This window comes from Herbaspirillum hiltneri N3 (genome assembly GCF_001267925.1).
Classification (GTDB): Bacteria; Pseudomonadota; Gammaproteobacteria; order Burkholderiales; family Burkholderiaceae_D; genus Herbaspirillum; species Herbaspirillum hiltneri.
The window spans coordinates 3,599,495-3,615,681 of record NZ_CP011409.1 but is presented as its reverse complement, the minus strand read 5'-3'; the positions used below and the strand labels follow the sequence as shown (position 1 = coordinate 3,615,681).

Annotated in this window: 12 protein-coding genes; 9 read left to right on the top strand and 3 right to left on the bottom strand. The window is 62.5% G+C overall.

Annotation, left to right across the window (positions count from 1 at the left end; translation table 11 throughout):
• Positions 1-22: 22 nt before the first annotated feature.
• The 3 genes from imuA to F506_RS16485 are packed head-to-tail and all read left to right on the top strand — an operon-like array spanning position 23 to position 5,303.
• Positions 23-736, top strand: a complete 714-nt coding sequence (gene imuA, locus F506_RS16495; protein WP_053199209.1) for a translesion DNA synthesis-associated protein ImuA — start codon at positions 23-25, stop codon at positions 734-736.
• Complete coding sequence (locus F506_RS16490; protein WP_053199206.1) at positions 666-2,144, top strand: Y-family DNA polymerase; 1,479 nt, start codon at positions 666-668, stop codon at positions 2,142-2,144. Before imuA ends, F506_RS16490 begins: the two co-directional genes overlap by 71 nt.
• A 12-nt stretch (positions 2,145-2,156) precedes the next feature.
• Entirely contained in the window at positions 2,157-5,303 is a 3,147-nt protein-coding gene (locus tag F506_RS16485) for an error-prone DNA polymerase (protein ID WP_053199205.1), read from the top strand.
• A gap of 84 nt (positions 5,304-5,387) precedes the next feature.
• On the opposite strand, the gene metE is transcribed toward F506_RS16485, so the two are convergent.
• Positions 5,388-7,679 carry a 5-methyltetrahydropteroyltriglutamate--homocysteine S-methyltransferase gene (gene metE / locus F506_RS16480; protein WP_053199203.1) on the bottom strand — a complete coding sequence of 764 codons (2,292 nt, stop codon included), beginning with the start codon at positions 7,677-7,679 and terminating at the stop codon, positions 5,388-5,390.
• A 115-nt stretch (positions 7,680-7,794) separates the two neighbouring features.
• Between metE and F506_RS16475 the strand changes: the two genes are divergently transcribed.
• The 5 genes from F506_RS16475 to F506_RS16455 all read left to right on the top strand — a co-directional run bounded on the left by F506_RS16475 (position 7,795) and on the right by F506_RS16455 (position 11,896).
• Positions 7,795-8,694 (top strand): LysR family transcriptional regulator, encoded by a 900-nt coding sequence (locus F506_RS16475; protein WP_053199201.1) that lies wholly within the window; start codon positions 7,795-7,797, stop codon positions 8,692-8,694.
• A gap of 349 nt (positions 8,695-9,043) precedes the next feature.
• Positions 9,044-9,484 (top strand): hypothetical protein, encoded by a 441-nt coding sequence (locus tag F506_RS16470; protein WP_053199200.1) that lies wholly within the window; start codon positions 9,044-9,046, stop codon positions 9,482-9,484.
• A 15-nt stretch (positions 9,485-9,499) separates the two neighbouring features.
• Positions 9,500-10,057 (top strand): hypothetical protein, encoded by a 558-nt coding sequence (locus F506_RS16465; protein WP_144424074.1) that lies wholly within the window; start codon positions 9,500-9,502, stop codon positions 10,055-10,057.
• A 261-nt stretch (positions 10,058-10,318) separates the two neighbouring features.
• Positions 10,319-11,182, top strand: a complete 864-nt coding sequence (locus F506_RS16460; RefSeq protein ID WP_053199196.1) for an alpha/beta hydrolase family protein — start codon at positions 10,319-10,321, stop codon at positions 11,180-11,182.
• Positions 11,183-11,236: 54 nt separating this feature from the next.
• Positions 11,237-11,896: a LysE family translocator gene (locus F506_RS16455; protein ID WP_053199194.1), complete on the top strand. Its 660-nt coding sequence runs from the start codon at positions 11,237-11,239 to the stop codon at positions 11,894-11,896.
• Positions 11,897-11,990: 94 nt separating this feature from the next.
• On the opposite strand, the gene F506_RS16450 is transcribed toward F506_RS16455, so the two are convergent.
• Both F506_RS16450 and F506_RS16445 read right to left on the bottom strand, forming a co-directional pair.
• Positions 11,991-13,214, bottom strand: coding sequence for an ABC transporter substrate-binding protein (locus tag F506_RS16450; protein WP_053199192.1), 1,224 nt, complete (start codon positions 13,212-13,214; stop codon positions 11,991-11,993).
• Positions 13,215-13,297: 83 nt separating this feature from the next.
• Positions 13,298-14,584 (bottom strand): hydroxymethylglutaryl-CoA reductase, degradative, encoded by a 1,287-nt coding sequence (locus F506_RS16445; protein WP_053199191.1) that lies wholly within the window; start codon positions 14,582-14,584, stop codon positions 13,298-13,300.
• 177 nt (positions 14,585-14,761) lie between these two features.
• Here F506_RS16445 and F506_RS16440 point away from each other — a divergent pair, with 177 nt between their 5' ends.
• The gene (locus F506_RS16440) at positions 14,762-16,165 is read left to right on the top strand and encodes an aminotransferase-like domain-containing protein (protein WP_053199189.1); all 1,404 of its coding nucleotides are present in this window, start codon (positions 14,762-14,764) and stop codon (positions 16,163-16,165) included.
• The last annotated feature ends 22 nt before the right edge of the window (positions 16,166-16,187 follow it).

Below are 16,187 nucleotides of genomic sequence, written 5' to 3'. Positions count from 1 at the left end.
TAAACACAGTATTCAATGCCTTATGCCTTCGCCCTTCATTAACATTATTGATAGTCCCCAAAGCATCCACAACTCCCTCTGGCTCGCGTCGCAGTTGGCGCAGGGCGGCGCGCGCTGCATCGATACCGGCTTTGCCGGCTTGTCGGCGGAGTTGCCGGGGCGCGGCTGGCCGGTCGGGGCGCTGATCGACTTGCTGTTGCAGCAACCGGGCGCGGGCGAATTGCGCTTGCTCGGTCCCGCCTTGAAAGCGCTGGCGCCGCGCCGCATTGCGCTGGTGCAGACGCCGCACGCGCCACAAGCCATCGGCTGGCGCCAGCTCGGCGTCGACGTCGAGCGCCTGCTGTCGGTGCGCGCCGCCACCAGCGCCGACGCCGCCTGGGCCGCCGAACAGATCCTGAAGTCTGACAGTTGCGCGGTGCTGCTGTTCTGGCAGCGCCATCTGCGCAAGGAGAGCGTGCGCCGGCTGCATCTGGCGGCGCAGGGCGGCAATACCTTGTTCGTCATGCTGCGTCCGCTCAGCTGCGCCCAGGATGCCTCGCCGGCGCCGTTGCGGCTGTCGCTGATGGCCGCTGCGGGCGGCGTCGATATCGGTTTCGTCAAGCGGCGCGGTCCGCAGCGCGACACTCCCTTGTTTGTATCACTGCCATCTCTGAATCTTTTGCATCATGCGTCTGTGGATCGCCGTACACCTGCCCCTGTTGCCGCTGGAAGTGTTTTATCCGAACTGGTCGGATGAGACCGCCGCGGTCGTGCTGGAGCACACCCGCGTCATGGCGGCGTCGCAGTCGGCCTGCGACGCCGGCGTGCACTACGGCATGCGCCGCGGCGGCGTGCTGGCCTTGCTGCCGCGCGCCCACATGCACGAGCGCGCCATCGAGCGCGAAGCGCAGACGCTGTCCGGCGCCGCCACCGCGCTGCTGCAATACACGCCGCAGGCCGCCTTCAGCGACGACGCCACCATCGTGCTCGACATCGGCGCGAGCCTGCGCCTGTTCGGCGGCATCCGCGCGTTATGCCGGCGCGTGCACGGCACCGTGCGCCGGCTCGGCCTGACCGCCGCCATCAGCTGCGCGCCGACGGCAGCCGGCGCCGCCTTGCTGGCGCGTCATCGCCATTTGTCCGGCCATCGTCATCCGCGCACCTTGAGTACGCCGCGGCTGCAGCACCGCCTTGATCGCTTGCCGGTCGATGCTTTGCCGGCGACGCTGCCGTATCTTGATTGGCTGAAGGGCGTCGGCTGCCGCAACCTGGCCGACTTGCGCCGTCTGCCGCGCGCAGGTTTGCAGCGGCGCGGCGACACCCGCATGCTGGATGCGCTCGATTGCGCCTACGGCGAAGCACCGGAACTGCATGCCTGGATAGAGACGCCGCCGAGCTTCCGCCAGCGCATCGAACTCACCGAGCGCATCGAACATGCCGACGCCGCGCAGCACACCGTGCAAGCCTTGCTGGCGCAGCTGTGCGGCTGGCTCACAGCGCGCCAGCTGGCGGTCACGCAGGTATGCGTGCAGCTGGAACACGAACGCGGCCGCCAGGCCGTCGCGCCGACCGTGATCGAACTCGCGCTGGCCGAACCGGCCTGGCAGGATGCACACCTGGTCCGCCTGCTCAAGGAGCGGCTGGCGCAACTCGAGATCAGTGCGCCCATCATCGCCGTGGTGCTCGAGGCTGCGCGCACCGAAGCGATGGCGCCGGCCAGCGAGAGCCTGTTTCCCGAGCCGGGCGGTGCGCCGGAGGATTACAAGCGCCTGCTCGAATTGCTGGTGGCGCGGCTGGGCGCCGAACACGTGCTGCAGCCGTCGCCGCTGGCCGACTACCGGCCGGAGCAGGCCAACCGCTGGGTGTCCGTGATGGAACCTGCTGCGCCGCTCGAGGCGCGCCCGCTGCCGCCGCGTCCGGGCTGGCTGCTGGAAAAACCGGTAGCCCTGGTCATGCGCCAGCACCGGCCGTATTACGGTTCGCGCCTGCGCCCGGTATCGCCGCCCGAACGCATCGAAGCCGGCTGGTGGAACGGCCTGCTGGTCACGCGCGACTATTACATCGCTGCAGGCGCCGACCATTGCCATTACTGGATCTACCGCGAGCGTATCGGCGACGTCGACGGCGTCGAACCGCATTGGTATCTGCACGGCGTGTTCGGCTGAGGGAGGCGCGCCATGCTTGAGACGCCGACGAAAATTCCTGATTACGCCGAACTGTTCTGTCTGTCCAACTTCAGCTTCCTCGAAGGCGCCTCGCACGCCGAAGAGCTCGCTGCGCGCGCGGTGCAGCTCGGCTACACCGCGCTGGCGGTGACCGACGAGTGTTCGCTGGCCGGCGTGGTGCGCGCGCATATGGAAGCCAAAAACGCCGGCATGAAGCTGATCATCGGCTCCTGTTTTCGGATCGAATGGGAAGCAGGACAGCCGCCGCTTACGCTCATTGCATTGGCGCAGAACCGCGAAGGCTACGGCAACCTGTCCGAACTGATCACACTGGGCCGCACGCGCGCCGACAAGGGTAGCTACCGCATCGGCATAGAGGATTTCTCTTCGCCGCAGGAGTCGCATGCCCACCTGCGCGGCTTGCCCGATTGCCTGCTGGTGCTGGCGCCGCATTATCCCGCCGACGGCGCCTTGCTGGCGCAGCAGGCCGACTGGCTGGCGCGCACGTTTCCGCAGCGCGCCTGGCTCGGCCTGACCCAGCTGTACCGGCCGCTCGACGACCTGCACCGCGGCGCGATCCAGGAGGCCGCCGGACGCTGCGGCCTGCCGGTGGTCGCGCTCGGCCAGGTCAACATGCACGTGCGTTCGCGCAAGCCCTTGCAGGACACGCTGACTGCGATCCGGCTCGGAAAGGCGGTCGGCGATTGCGGCTATGACCTGGCCCCGAACGCCGAACAGCATCTGCGTTCGCGTCTGAGGCTGGCGAATATCTTTCCCGCGGCGGCGCTGGAAGAAACCCTGCGCATCGCCTCCCTGTGCCATTTCAAACTGGACGAACTGCGCTACGAATATCCCGAGGAACTGGTTCCCGAGGGGCAGACGCCCGCCGCTTATTTACGGCAGGAGGCTTATCTCGGCGCCCACCTGCGCTATCCGGCCGGCATCCCGGAATCGGTCTCCGGCCAGATCGAGCATGAGCTGACGCTGATCAACGACATGGCCTACGAGCCGTACTTCCTGACGGTCTACGACATCGTGCGCTTCGCCAAAGACAACGGCATCCTGCGGCAGGGCCGCGGCTCGGCGGCCAATTCGGTGGTGTGCTATTGCCTCGGCGTGACGGAAGTCGATCCGACCTGTTCGACCATGCTGTTCGAACGCTTCATCAGCAAGGAGCGCGGCGAGCCGCCCGACATCGACGTCGACTTCGAGCACCAGCGACGTGAAGAAGTGATCCAGTACATCTATCGCAAATACGGCCGCATGCGCGCCGCCATCGCCGCCGCCGTGCATACCTATCGGCCGCGCGGCGTGCTGCGCGACGTCGGCAAGGCGCTTGGCGTGGACGAGTCCATCGTCGACAAGGTAGCCAAGTCGCAACAATGGTTCGACCACCGCGACAACCTGCTGGAACGCTTCGCCGAATGCGGTCTCGATCCGCAGTCACCGATTGCGCATCAGTGGGCCATCCTGGCGCGGCAATTGATCAACTTCCCGCGCCATCTGTCGCAGCACAGCGGCGGCTTCGTGATTGCGCGCGACAAGCTGTCGCGGCTGGTGCCGATAGAAAACGCCGCCATGCCGGACCGCTCGGTGATCCAGTGGGACAAGGACGACCTCGAATCGCTCGGCCTGCTCAAGGTCGACGTGCTGGCGCTGGGCATGCTGTCGGCCTTGCGGCGCGCGCTGGAACTGGTCGGCAAACGGCGCGGCGTGCCGTTCGAGCTGCCGGATATTCCCCGTGAAGATCCGGTCACCTACGACATGATCTGCCAGGCCGACACCATCGGCGTATTCCAGATCGAAAGCCGCGCCCAGATGAGCATGCTGCCGCGCCTGAAGCCACGCCGTTTCTACGACCTGGTGGTGCAGGTGGCGATCGTGCGGCCGGGGCCGATACAGGGCGGCATGGTGCATCCTTTCCTGCGACGACGAGACGGAGATGAACCGGAAATCTATCCCAATCCGATCCTCCGCGAGGCGCTGGAGCGCACGCGCGGCGTACCGATTTTCCAGGAGCAGGTGATGCAGATCGCCGTGCTGGCGGCCGGTTTCACGCCGGGCGAGGCCGATGGCCTGCGGCGCGCGATGGCGGCTTGGAAGCGCAAGGGCGGAATGGAAAAATACCAGAAGCAACTGATCGACGGCATGCTCGAACGCGGTTACACGCAAGAATTCGCCGATGCCATATTCCGCCAAATCCAGGGCTTCGGCGATTACGGTTTCCCCGAAAGCCACGCCGCCAGTTTTGCCCTTTTGGCGTATGCCAGCAGCTGGATCAAATGCCACGAGCCGGAAGCCTTCCTGTGCTCGCTGCTCAACAGCCAGCCCATGGGTTTTTACTCGCCGTCGCAATTGATCCAGGATGCGCGCCGTCATGGCGTACACGTGCTGCCGACGGATGTGACACGCAGCAATTGGGAAAGCACGCTGGAAGAGACCGGCGCCGAACGACCTGCAGTGCGGCTGGGCCTGTCGCTGATCGGGAGCCTCAAGGAGGAGCCGTCCTTGCGCATCGAGCGCGCGCGCCTGGAACAATCTTTCAGCGATTTGCAGGACTTGGCGCGGCGCGCGAACCTGCACAAGCGCGACCTGCAGGCGCTGGCTGCGGGCAATGCATTGGCGGCGTTGAGCGGCCACCGCCGTGAAGCCTTGTGGCAGGCGCTCGACGCCGCGCCCGCCAAAGACCTGCTGCGCACTGCGCCGTCCCGCGAAGAACGGCTGCAACTGGCGGCGCCGTCGGAAGCCGAAGACATCGTTGCCGATTACCGCAGCGCCGGCATGACGCTGCGGCGCCATCCGCTGGCCTTGCTGCGCACTATCCTGAGCAAGCAGAAGTTCCTGCCGCATGACGTGATGGCGACTTTCCAGGACGGCCAGTTCGCGCGCGGCTGCGGCATCGTCACGGTGCGCCAGCGTCCCGGCACCGCCAAGGGGGTGCTGTTCATCACCATCGAAGACGAGACCGGTTCGACCAACGTCATCATCTGGCCGTCGCTGGTCGAGAAGCAGCGCAACGAAGTCCTCAACGCCTCCTTGCTGGGCGTCTACGGTATCTGGCAGACCCATGCCGGCGTCAAGCATCTCGTCGCAAAGCGGCTGGTCGACCTGTCGCACCTGCTGGGCGAGATCAACGTCCACAGCCGTGATTTTTGCTGAGTTATCTTTTGCGGATGTGGCAGGCGTCAACGCAACAAAGCCCGCTTGAGAGCGGGCTTTGTTGCGTTCATACGGTCATGCCGGTCAGGCGGCGGCGCGCAACATCCTGGCGGCCGCCACCATGTTGTTCAGCGCAGGCAAGACTTCCGCCCACTGGCGGGTTTTCAGGCCGCAATCCGGATTGACCCACAGGCGTTCCGCCGGAACCCGCTCGGCTGCTTTCTTCATCAACTGCACGATATGCTCCCGGGTCGGAATATTGGGCGAATGGATGTCGTACACGCCGGGACCGATTTCGTTCGGGTAGTTGAAGTTGTCGAAGGCGTCCAGCAATTCCATGTCCGAGCGCGAGGTTTCGATCGTGATCACGTCGGCATCCATGTCGGCGATCGAGCCGATGATGTCGTTGAACTCCGAATAGCACATGTGGGTGTGGATCTGCGTGGTGTCGCCGACGCCGTTGGCGGTGATGCGGAAGGATTCGACCGCCCAGTCCAGGTACTCTTGCCACTGCGATTTACGCAGCGGCAGGCCCTCGCGCAGAGCCGCTTCGTCGATCTGGATGACGTGTACGCCGGCTTTTTCCAGGTCCAGCACTTCGTCACGGATGGCCAGCGCCAGCTGCTTGCACGATACCGAGCGCGGCTGGTCGTCACGCACGAACGACCAGTTCAGGATCGTCACCGGACCGGTGAGCATGCCCTTCATGGGTTTGGCCGTCAGGGATTGCGCATAGGTGATCCATTCGACCGTCATGGCGCGGGGACGACTGATGTCGCCGAACAGGACAGGCGGCTTCACGCAGCGCGAACCGTAGGACTGCACCCAGCCGAACTGGCTGAAGGCATAGCCTTGCAGTTGTTCGCCGAAGTACTCGACCATGTCGTTGCGCTCGGCTTCGCCGTGGACCAGCACGTCCAGGCCCAGGGTTTCCTGCTCGCGGACGCTGCGTTCGATTTCAGCTTGCATGGCCGTCTTGTAGGCGGCGGTATGAAGCCGTCCCGCCTTGAATTCGCTGCGGGCATGGCGGATTTCCGCCGTCTGGGGAAACGAGCCAATCGTAGTGGTCGGATACGCCGGCAGTTTGAGCAGGGCAGCCTGCTTGCTTGCGCGCTGCGGATAGGCACTGTCGCGCTGGCCCAGTTTGGCGTCGATACCGGCGACGGCAGCCTGCACCGCCGGGTTGTTGACGCGCGGCGATGCGCGGCGGGCGGACAGGGCGGCCTGGTTGGCGGTGAGTTCGGCTTTCACCGCGTCGCGGCCTTCGCGCAAGGCCTTGCCCAGCAGGCGCAGTTCATCCAGTTTTTGCTGCGCATACGCCAGCCAGGATTTGATTTCGGCATCGAGTTTCTGTTCGCTGTCGAGGTCGACCGGCACGTGCAGCAGCGAGCACGAAGGCGCCACCCACAGGCGCTCGCCGAGGCGTTTTGCCAGCGGTTCGATCCAGTCCAGCACGGCGTTCAGGTCCGTCTTCCAGATGTTGCGGCCATTGATCACGCCTAGCGACAGCACCTTGTCGGCGCCCAGCAGATCGATCAACGGCAGCACGTCGTCGCGGCCGTTGATGGCGTCGATGTGCAGGCCGGCGACCGGGAGGTCGGCGGCGAGCTTCCGGTTTTCCAGCAACTGGCCGAAATAGGTCGCCAGCAGCAGTTTGACGCCGCCGTTCTTCAGTTCCGCGTAGGCGGTGTTGAAGGCGTCTTGCCAGGGTGCGTCGAGTTCGGTGACCAGCACCGGTTCGTCGATCTGCACCCATTCCACGCCTTGCGCGGCCAGCGCCTCCAGCAATTGCACGTAGAGCGGAAGCAGGCGCGGCAACAGCGCCAGCTTGTCCGAGTCGTCCTTGGCCTTGCCCAATGCCAGGTAGGAGACCGGGCCGACGATGACCGGCTTGGCCTTGACGCCTTGCGCCCTGGCTTCCGCCAGTTGTTCCAGCAGACGCGAGGTGTCCAGCCTGAATTCGGTGGTCGCGTTGAATTCCGGGACGATGTAGTGATAGTTGGTGTCGAACCACTTGGTCATCTCGCCGGCGGCAACACCGCCGCAGCAAGCGCCGTGGTCCTCAGCGCCTTGGGCCGAACGGCCGCGCGCCACGCGGAAATAGTTGTCCAGCGCATCGCCGTGGAAATCACGAACACGCTCCGGCAGGTTGCCCAGCGTGAAGCTCATGTCCAGAATCTGATCGTAGAACGCGAAGTCGCCGACCGGAACCAGATCGAGGCCGGCCTGGTTATCCCAGTGGCGCCGGCGCAGTTGTGCACCCAGGTTTTTCAGTTCGTCGCGCGACGATTCGCCTTTCCAATAGGACTCCAGTGCGAACTTCAGTTCGCGCTTGGCGCCGATGCGGGGGAAACCCAGGTTGTGGATCGTGGTCATGATCTGTCAATTCCAAAAAGTGAAGAATGAGCAGATGGTAGACGCCGAATTCCATGAAGTATAATGGTATTAACTCAGTAATCCATGAGTTTTACTCATTTGAAACTGGTGAATAATGTTAGAGCGCATCCATCTCGCCGTCGTCCAGGAAGTCGAAAAACAGGGGTCCCTGACGGCCGCCGGCAATGTTCTTTGCGTGACGCAGTCGGCGCTGAGTCACAGCATGAAGAAGCTCGAGCAGCAGCTGGGGACGGATATCTGGCTGCGCGAAGGGCGCAATTTGCGATTGACGCAGGCGGGAGAATATCTGCTCGCCGTCGCCAACCGCGTGCTGCCGCAGCTGAACCAGGCCGAAGAACGCCTGCGCCAGTTCGCCCAGGGTGAGCGCGGGGCATTGCGCATCGGGATGGAGTGCCATCCGTGTTATCAATGGCTGCTGAAAGTGGCGTCGCCATATCTGGCGGCGTATCCCGACGTTGACGTCGACGTCAAACAGAAATTCCAGTTCGGCGGCATCGGTGCGTTGTTCGGCTACGAAATCGATTTGCTGGTCACGCCGGATCCGCTCTACAAACCGGGCCTGAAGTTCGTGCCGGTATTCGACTACGAGCAAGTGCTGGTGGTCGCGCGCGATCATCCGCTGGCAACAGCAAAATACGTCAAGCCGCAGCAGCTCACCAATGAAATATTGATCACCTATCCAGTCGCTACCGACCGCCTCGATATCTACAATCAATTCCTCATGCCGGCAGGCGTGACGCCCAAGCGCCACAAGGCGATCGAGACCACCGACATCATGATCCAGATGGTCGCCAGCGGCCGTGGCGTAGCCGCCTTGCCGCGCTGGTTGGTGGAGGAGTATGGCAGCAAGGTCGATATCGTGCCGATTCGCCTGGGCGCCAACGGCATCGCCAAACAGATTTTCCTCGGCGCCCGCGAAGGTGATCTGGAGATCGACTATTTGCAGGCGTTCATCGAACTGGCGCGCAAGCCGGCGGCGTTCGCAGGGGAGTAGCCGTGCACGCGGTCAATGCCTGATTGTTGGTGAAAGTTTGCCCAAGGGCCGGATTTCTTCATGTGGTGGTGCTCTCCGGACGGGCAAATAAAGAATGGTCAGTGTTTTGTCAGATACCTATGCAAACATTCAAAACGATAATGAAAAGCAATGTTGCAGTATCCCGAACAAGTCGAAACAAGACCGCACACGCGGCAGCGCTTGTAATCAATAAGGGACACAGGCGAAATAAAAGAAAACAAATCGGGGGAGGGAACAAGCACGCCATAACAATAAAACAAACATAAGCCGCGATAAAAATAGGGGCCGCTTCCTGCGGATCTCAAATCAAAAAACGGATGCTTGATTCATGTTTAAAAAAATCCTGTTCACCTCCCTCTTTCTGGCGGTGCTGTCATCGCTGTCAGGATGCGCAGTCAATCGTGCGACGGCAAGCGTCACGCCGGGCAGCAACCTGGAGGCCATGAAGACCTTCTATGTTGTGAAGTCTCCCAAGGATGAAAAAGATGTTGATCAGCTGATCAAGGACTTTCTGGTCAAGAAGGGCTATTCGGTGACGACCGGCCCTGAATTGACGCCGCCTTACCAGGCCGATGGAGTTGTCACCTACATCGACAAATGGTTCTGGGACATCACCATGTACATGCTTGAGTTGACCATCAACATCAGACAGCCGACCAATAATTTTCCTGTCGCCGTTGGAAACTCCTTCCATACCTCTTTGACCAGAAAATCACCGCCCGAAATGGTGGATGAGGTACTGACCAATATCTACAAGAACGCCAAATAACTTACGGGGAACACAATGAACTTTTCGCTGAAATCTGTTTTATCCAATCGTCTTTTTGCTATTGCTGCATTGGTGCTGGCATCGGCCGTGCTGGGCGGTTGCGCTACTCCTTCCACATCGGCGGGCATGACGCCTACCGAATTTCAGGTCACCAACAAGCACACGCAGTCGGTAGCGCTGACGGTGGATGGCGGCAAAGAAACCGGCGCCTTGGGAAAGTCGCAAATCCCGAACGACGCTTTCGCACAAGCGATCACTGACGCCATCACCAATTCAAAAACCTTTTCCAGCGTTGTGAAAGGCAGCGGCGGCGACATGTTGCTGACGGTCAGCATTTTCAATATTGACCAGCCGTCGTTCGGCCTCTCCTTCACGGTCAAAATGGAAGCCGGATGGACGCTGAAGCGCGCCGATACCGGCGCCGTCATCTGGCAGGAATCCATCAAGTCGGAACACACGGCAACGGTGAGCGATGCATTTGCCGGCATAACGCGTCTGCGCCTGGCAAATGAAGGCGCTGCGAAGGCAAACATTGCGCAGGGACTGAGCAAGATATCAGCGTTGAATTTTTAATTCCTGGCTGTCGTCGTGCACTAAAAGACCGGTTTATGTTGACCGGTCTTTTTTTTGCTTGCGATCAGAACAAACAAAGACAACTTGAGTTTTTTCATCCCGGCAAGAAAACGTTCGGCGCGTGATGGGCTGTTCGCTTGCGAGCATGGCCGTGTAGCTGCCCATGCTGATGTAGCACTTGCCGGTGCGGTGCTTTCTGTCTCATGATGCGGAACAATTCGTTTTGATCACTTGTAAAGTAATACGGAGACATTCAACGGCATGAACTCAGGCATCCGCACGCTGCACATCCCCGATCCCGATCCCGAGCGCGGCGCAAGCGCGCCGTGCGTGGTTCAATACCCGACGTTGGCTGCAGCCGTGCAGACGACCATCGGTCCCTATGTCTTCGACGCCGCGCCGGATGCGCCGATTGCGCCGGGACGGTTTCCCGTGTGCGTGGTGTCGCATGGAGGCGGTGGATCGCATCTGCTGTACCGTAGCATCGCCGGCCACCTCGCCGCAAACGGCTACATCGTCGTCAGCCCGGAACACGCCGGCGACAATCGCAACGATCGCCAGCTGTCGAACACCGATGCAGCCGCCATCGGGCGTCCGGGCCAGACATCGCGCGCACTCGACGCCGTGCTCGCGGACGCTTTTTTCCAGGCAGCGGCGGATGCGGATCGCATCGCCATGCTGGGCCATTCGATGGGCGGCTATACCGCACTGGCCCTGGTCGGCGGGCATCCGTGGTCGCGGTCGGGGGCTGCGCTGCCCGTCGTCGCGGATGCGCGCGTCCGTGCCGCCGTGTTGCTGGCGCCGGCTACCGACTGGTTCATGGCGCCCGGCGCGCTGGACGACGTGCATGTACCTTTGCTGGCGCTGGCGGGAGAACATGATCCGATCACGCCCGTGCAGAGCATCCGGAAAGTCTTGTCGCAACTGCCGGCAAGCACGCCGCTGGAATTTTCTGTAGTGCCGGGCGCCGGGCATTTTTCTTTCCTGACGCCTTTTCCCGAGGCCATGCAGCGGCCGAATTTTCCGCCGTCCCAGGATCCGCCGGGTTTCGACCGCGAACAGTTCCACCGCGAGCTGCCGGAAACCGTCCGCGTGTTTCTGGCCCGTACTCTCGGCACAAGCTGAAACCCGTGCAGAACATCGGTACAATCCGCCCATCATCCACACAGTGAGCCCGCCATGGAAATCAACCTGCTCCCGCACGCACTCAACATCACCACGCTGGCGCTGTTTGCCGTCGTCGCGCTCGTGACCATCGCCACCCCCGGTCCGACCGTCTTGCTGGCGCTGGCAAACGGCGCGCGTTATGGCGTGCGTCGTTCCTTGCCCGGCATGCTGGGCGCGGTGTCGTCGGACTTCGTGCTGGTCGGATCGGTGGCGCTCGGCCTGGGCGCGGTGCTGGCGGCGTCGGAGTTCTGGTTCTCGGTGGTCAAGTGGATCGGTGCGATTTACTTGGCGTGGCTTGGTATCCGGCTGTTGCGCTCCAAGGGCGGACTGGATCTGTCGCGTACGCAGGCCGACGACGGCGAAGCGGCGCCGATGCGTATCTTCGCCAAGTCTTTCCTGGTGGCGGTGACCAATCCCAAAGGCTATCTGTTCTGCTCGGCGCTACTGCCGCAATTCATCAACGCGGCCGAACCGCAGTGGCCGCAATACGCAGCCATCAGCGTCGTGTTCGCGGCGCTCGATTTCTCCGTGATGCTCGGCTACGCCATCATCGGTGCGCGCGCCGTCAGCTTGTTGCGCCGGCGTGCAGTGCTGTGGCTCGATCGTTCCTGCGGCGCCATCCTGCTGGCGCTGGCGGGCACCATGGCGTTTTATCGACGCAGCGCAAATTGAAGATGCTGAAGATGCGTTGACGATGCGACACTGAACGCGCAAAAAAACCGGCATGAACCATGCCGGTTTTTTTATTGCCGCATTGCCTTGAGACTTATTGTTTCAGCAAGCTGCACTTCGATTCCGCAACAGTCGTGAACGCCTGTTCGCCTGGGATCGTTTCCACCAGTTTCAGGTAGTCCCACGGCTTCTTCGATTCGGCCGGCGACTTGACCTGATACAGGTACATGTCGTGGATGTTGCGGCCATCGGCGCGGATGTAGCCCTTGTTGTAGAAGTCGTCGATCTTCATCTTCTTGAGCTCGGCCATGACCTTGGTCGAGTCATCCGTCTTGATCGCCGCGACCGCCTTCAGGTAGGTCGTGGTGGCGGAATAAGCCGCGGCCTGGTGCGTGCTCGGCATCTTCTTCATCTTCAGGAAGAAGCGGTTGGCGAACTGGCGCGAGGCCTCGTCCTTGTCCCAGTACCAGCTGTCGGTCATCATCAGGCCCTCGGCGTTGTTCAGGCCGAGAGCATGGATGTCGTTGATCACCATCAGCAGGCCGACCAGCTTCATGGTCTTGGTGACGCCGAATTCCTTGGCCGCCTTGATCGCATTCACGGTGTCGTCGCCCGCATTGGCCAGGCCCAGGATCTGCGCTTTGGAGCCCTGCGCCTGCAGCAGGAAGGATGACATGTCGGAGGCGAACAGCGGATGTTTCACCGAACCCACCACCGTACCGCCATTGGCCTTGACCACGGCACCGGTGTCGCTGGCCAGCGCATGGCCGAAGGCGTAATCGGCCTCCAGGAAGAACCACGATTTGCCGCCTTGCTTGAGGACCGCCTTGCCGGTGCCCTTGGCCAGGGCCACCGTATCGTATTCATAGTGCACCGTGTAGGGCGTGCATTCTTCATTGGTCAGGCGCGCCGAGCCGGCGCCGATGTTGATGTAGACGCGCTTCTTTTCCGCCATCACCTTGTTGGTCGCCAGCGCGGTGGCCGAATTGACGCCGCCGATCAGCATGTCGAGGCCGCGCTGGTCGGCCCATTCGCGCGCCTTGGTGGCGGCGATGTCGGCCTTGTTCAGGTGGTCGGCGGACATTACTTCGATCGGCTTGCCCAGGACCTTGCCGCCGAAGTCGGCCACCGCCATGCGGATTGCTTCGAGGCCGCCGGCGCCGTCGGTGTCGGCGTAGGGGCCGGACATGTCGGTGATGAAGCCGATGCGCACGGCGTCGTCCGACACTTGCGCCTGCGCGGCGCCAGCTCCGGTGCAGACCAGTGCGGAAGCCGCGATCAGGCGGGCGAGGGTGTTCAGTTTGAATTGTGCTTGCATGTTGTCTCCTGGTTATCGATGCTTTCTGATGAAGCGATCTTTTTTGTGTTGCGGGTGCTTCTTGTTTGTTTTTTATTTGGTGTTTATTTTCCGCGACGCTGGTTGAGCAGCTTAACCGCAAAATCGACGCGCACGTCCTTGGCGGCGACCATTTGCTGCACTACCCAGTCCATCTCGTCTGCGGAGGCGCCCGCCGCCAGACCGATATTGCGCGCGTGCAGCGCCATGTGGCCGCGCTGGATGCCTTCGGTGGCGAGCGCGCGGAGGGCGGCCATGTTTTGTGCGAGGCCGACGGCGACGGCGATCTCTGCCAGTTCCTGCGCCGACTTGACGTCCATCATCTTGAGCGCCAGGCGCGCCAGCGGGTGCGTCTTGGTGGCGCCGCCGACCAAGCCGACCGGCATCGGGATTTCCAGCGTACCGACCAGATGGCCGTCGTTGCCGATTTCCCAGGTGGAGAGAGAAGTGTAGTGGCCGTTGCGGCAGGCGTAGGCGTGCGCGCCTGCTTCCACTGCGCGCCAGTCGTTGCCGGTGGCGACGATGACGGGATCGATGCCGTTCATGATGCCCTTGTTGTGCGTGGCGGCACGATAGGGATCGACGGCAGCGAAGGTGTAGGCGTCGACGATGCGGTTGATGACGTCGGCGCCGTCGTAGTCGGCCGTGGTCAGCGCTTCAGGCGAGACGCGCACATGGGCGCGTGCCAGGCGCAGGTCGGCCAGGTTGGACAAGATGCGCAGGCGCACCTTGCCGCCGGTGATCTGTTCGATATGGCCGGCCACCGCTTCGGCCATGGTGTTGACGGTGTTGGCGCCCATCGCGTCGCGCACGTCGACGATCAGGTGCACGATCACCATCGCGCCGCGCGCGGTGTCGGGGAACACGTGGACTTCGATATCCTTGCAGCCGCCGCCCAGGCTGATGAGCAATTGGTCGCGGCTGTTGGCGATGTCGATGATGGCCTGGCGGTCCTTGAGAATGGCCAGACGCGCGCCGTAAGGATCGCTCACGCCGATCACTTGCACCTGGGCGCGCATCAGCGGCGCGCTGCTCGAGGTGTGGAAACCGCCGCAGTCGCGGATCAGCTTGGCCATGAAGGAAGCGGCCGCGACTACAGACGGTTCTTCCACGGCCATCGGCACCAGCACGTCCTTGCCGTTCAGCTGGAAGTAACCTGCCACGCCCATTGGCAGCTGAAAGGTGCCGATCACGTTTTCGATCATGCCGTTGGCGACTTCCAGTGGCAGTGCGGCCGGGTTGGCGAGCAGGGCGACTTCGTCGGCGGTCAGGTTGGCGCGCTGGGCGATCTGCTCCAGGCGCTGCTGCGGGTTGAGCGAACGGAATTGCGGGAGTCGGGAGTCGACGGTCATGTGAACCTCTGCCTTTTTGTCTCAGTGTTGTCTTGGTTTTATGCGCCGGCAGGCGCCGGATGGAATGCAGCAAGAATAGCAGGCTGTACCCAATTTATTTGGTACACTTTTGACGAACAGTGCAGTAACTGTACCCAAGACACTTGTCCTGCGATGCAACATCCGCCCGGAGCCGCCATGCCCAGCGTTTCACCTTCTTCTTCCATTCCTTCCACGCTAACTCAGCGACTGGTCCAGCTGATACGCCGCCAGATCAGCGAAGGCGTTTACGCTCCGGGGACACGCCTGCCGTCGATCCGCGACATGGCGAAGACCCATGACTGCGCCAAGAACACTATCGTCAACGCCTTCGATTACCTGACCGCGCTGGGCGTGCTGGAGCCGCGTCGCGGATCCGGTTTCTTCGTCTGCGCGGCGGCGCCGGCGATCAAGGACGACGACGAAGCCTCGTCGCTGAGCCGCGCGATGGATGTGGTCTGGCTCATGCGGGAACAGTTGAAGAGTGATCCCGAGCACTTGCGACTGGGCGACGGTTTTCCGCCGGTGGACTGGCTCAACGAAGTGCGGCTCGACAAATTCCATCAGAAGGTGGTGCGCACCGGCCTCGGCGCCTTGTTCGGCTACGGCAGCCGCTTCGGCTACCAGCCGCTGCGCCAGCATCTGGTGCACCGGCTTGCGAATCACGGTATCGAGGCCTCGGCCAGCCAGATCGTGCTGACGCACGGCGCCAACCAGGCGCTCGACATCGTGATCCGCAATTTCGTCAAACCGGGTGATCGCGTGCTGGTCGACGAGCCCGGCTATTACATGCTGTTCGGCAAGCTCAAGCTGGGTGGCGCACGCATCGTCGGCATTCCGCGCCTGGCCGACGGGCCGGACCTGGAAGCGCTGGAGCGCGAACTCAAGATCGGCAAACCTTGCCTGTTCTTCACGCAGACGCTGGCGCACAATCCGACCGGTTCCGACACCTCGCCGCACAAGGCGCACAAGATCCTGCAACTGGCCGATCGCTACAACGCCATCATCGTCGAGAACGATACCTTCGCCGATTTCAAGCCCAACGCCGCGCCGCGCATTTCCACGCTGGATCAACTGCGGCGCACGATCTACGTCGGCAGTTTTTCGAAGTCGGTGTCGGCGGCTTTGCGGGTCGGCTTCCTGGCCTGCCATCGCGATCTCGCCAGCGACCTTGCCGATATCAAGATGCTGGTGCACGTAAGCAGTTCCGAATACTGCGAACGCACGCTCGACGTCATCCTCAGCGAAGGTCATTACAGCCGTCACGCCGCGCGCCTGCGCGACCGCCTGACCCACGCCACGGAGAGCGCACGCCGTCTGCTCGAGAACATGGGCGCGGAACTGTTCTGCGCACCGGCGCAGTCGATGTACCTGTGGGCGGCAATGCCGGGTTATCCGGATTCCAAGACGCTGGCGCAGGCCTTGATGCGGCAGAACATCGTCACGGCGCCGGGCAGCATTTTCCATATCGACACCGAAGCGCCGTCGCGCTGGTCGCGCTACAACGTCGGCCTGCTCGGCGATCCGCGTTTCGCGGCGGCGATGCAGGGCTTGCTGCGCTGATGTGTTTAGATATATGAATCCA

Bases quoted from the DNA above. Each gene is read 5' to 3' on its own strand.
- imuA (WP_053199209.1), top strand. From the start codon at position 23: ATGCCTTCGCCCTTCATTAACATTATTGATAGTCCCCAAAGCATCCAC.
- F506_RS16490 (WP_053199206.1), top strand. From the start codon at position 666: ATGCGTCTGTGGATCGCCGTACACCTGCCCCTGTTGCCGCTGGAAGTG.
- F506_RS16485 (WP_053199205.1), top strand. From the start codon at position 2,157: ATGCTTGAGACGCCGACGAAAATTCCTGATTACGCCGAACTGTTCTGT.
- metE (WP_053199203.1), bottom strand. From the start codon at position 7,679: ATGACCACGATCCACAACCTGGGTTTCCCCCGCATCGGCGCCAAGCGC.
- F506_RS16475 (WP_053199201.1), top strand. From the start codon at position 7,795: ATGTTAGAGCGCATCCATCTCGCCGTCGTCCAGGAAGTCGAAAAACAG.
- F506_RS16470 (WP_053199200.1), top strand. From the start codon at position 9,044: ATGTTTAAAAAAATCCTGTTCACCTCCCTCTTTCTGGCGGTGCTGTCA.
- F506_RS16465 (WP_144424074.1), top strand. From the start codon at position 9,500: ATGAACTTTTCGCTGAAATCTGTTTTATCCAATCGTCTTTTTGCTATT.
- F506_RS16460 (WP_053199196.1), top strand. From the start codon at position 10,319: ATGAACTCAGGCATCCGCACGCTGCACATCCCCGATCCCGATCCCGAG.
- F506_RS16455 (WP_053199194.1), top strand. From the start codon at position 11,237: ATGGAAATCAACCTGCTCCCGCACGCACTCAACATCACCACGCTGGCG.
- F506_RS16450 (WP_053199192.1), bottom strand. From the start codon at position 13,214: ATGCAAGCACAATTCAAACTGAACACCCTCGCCCGCCTGATCGCGGCT.
- F506_RS16445 (WP_053199191.1), bottom strand. From the start codon at position 14,584: ATGACCGTCGACTCCCGACTCCCGCAATTCCGTTCGCTCAACCCGCAG.
- F506_RS16440 (WP_053199189.1), top strand. From the start codon at position 14,762: ATGCCCAGCGTTTCACCTTCTTCTTCCATTCCTTCCACGCTAACTCAG.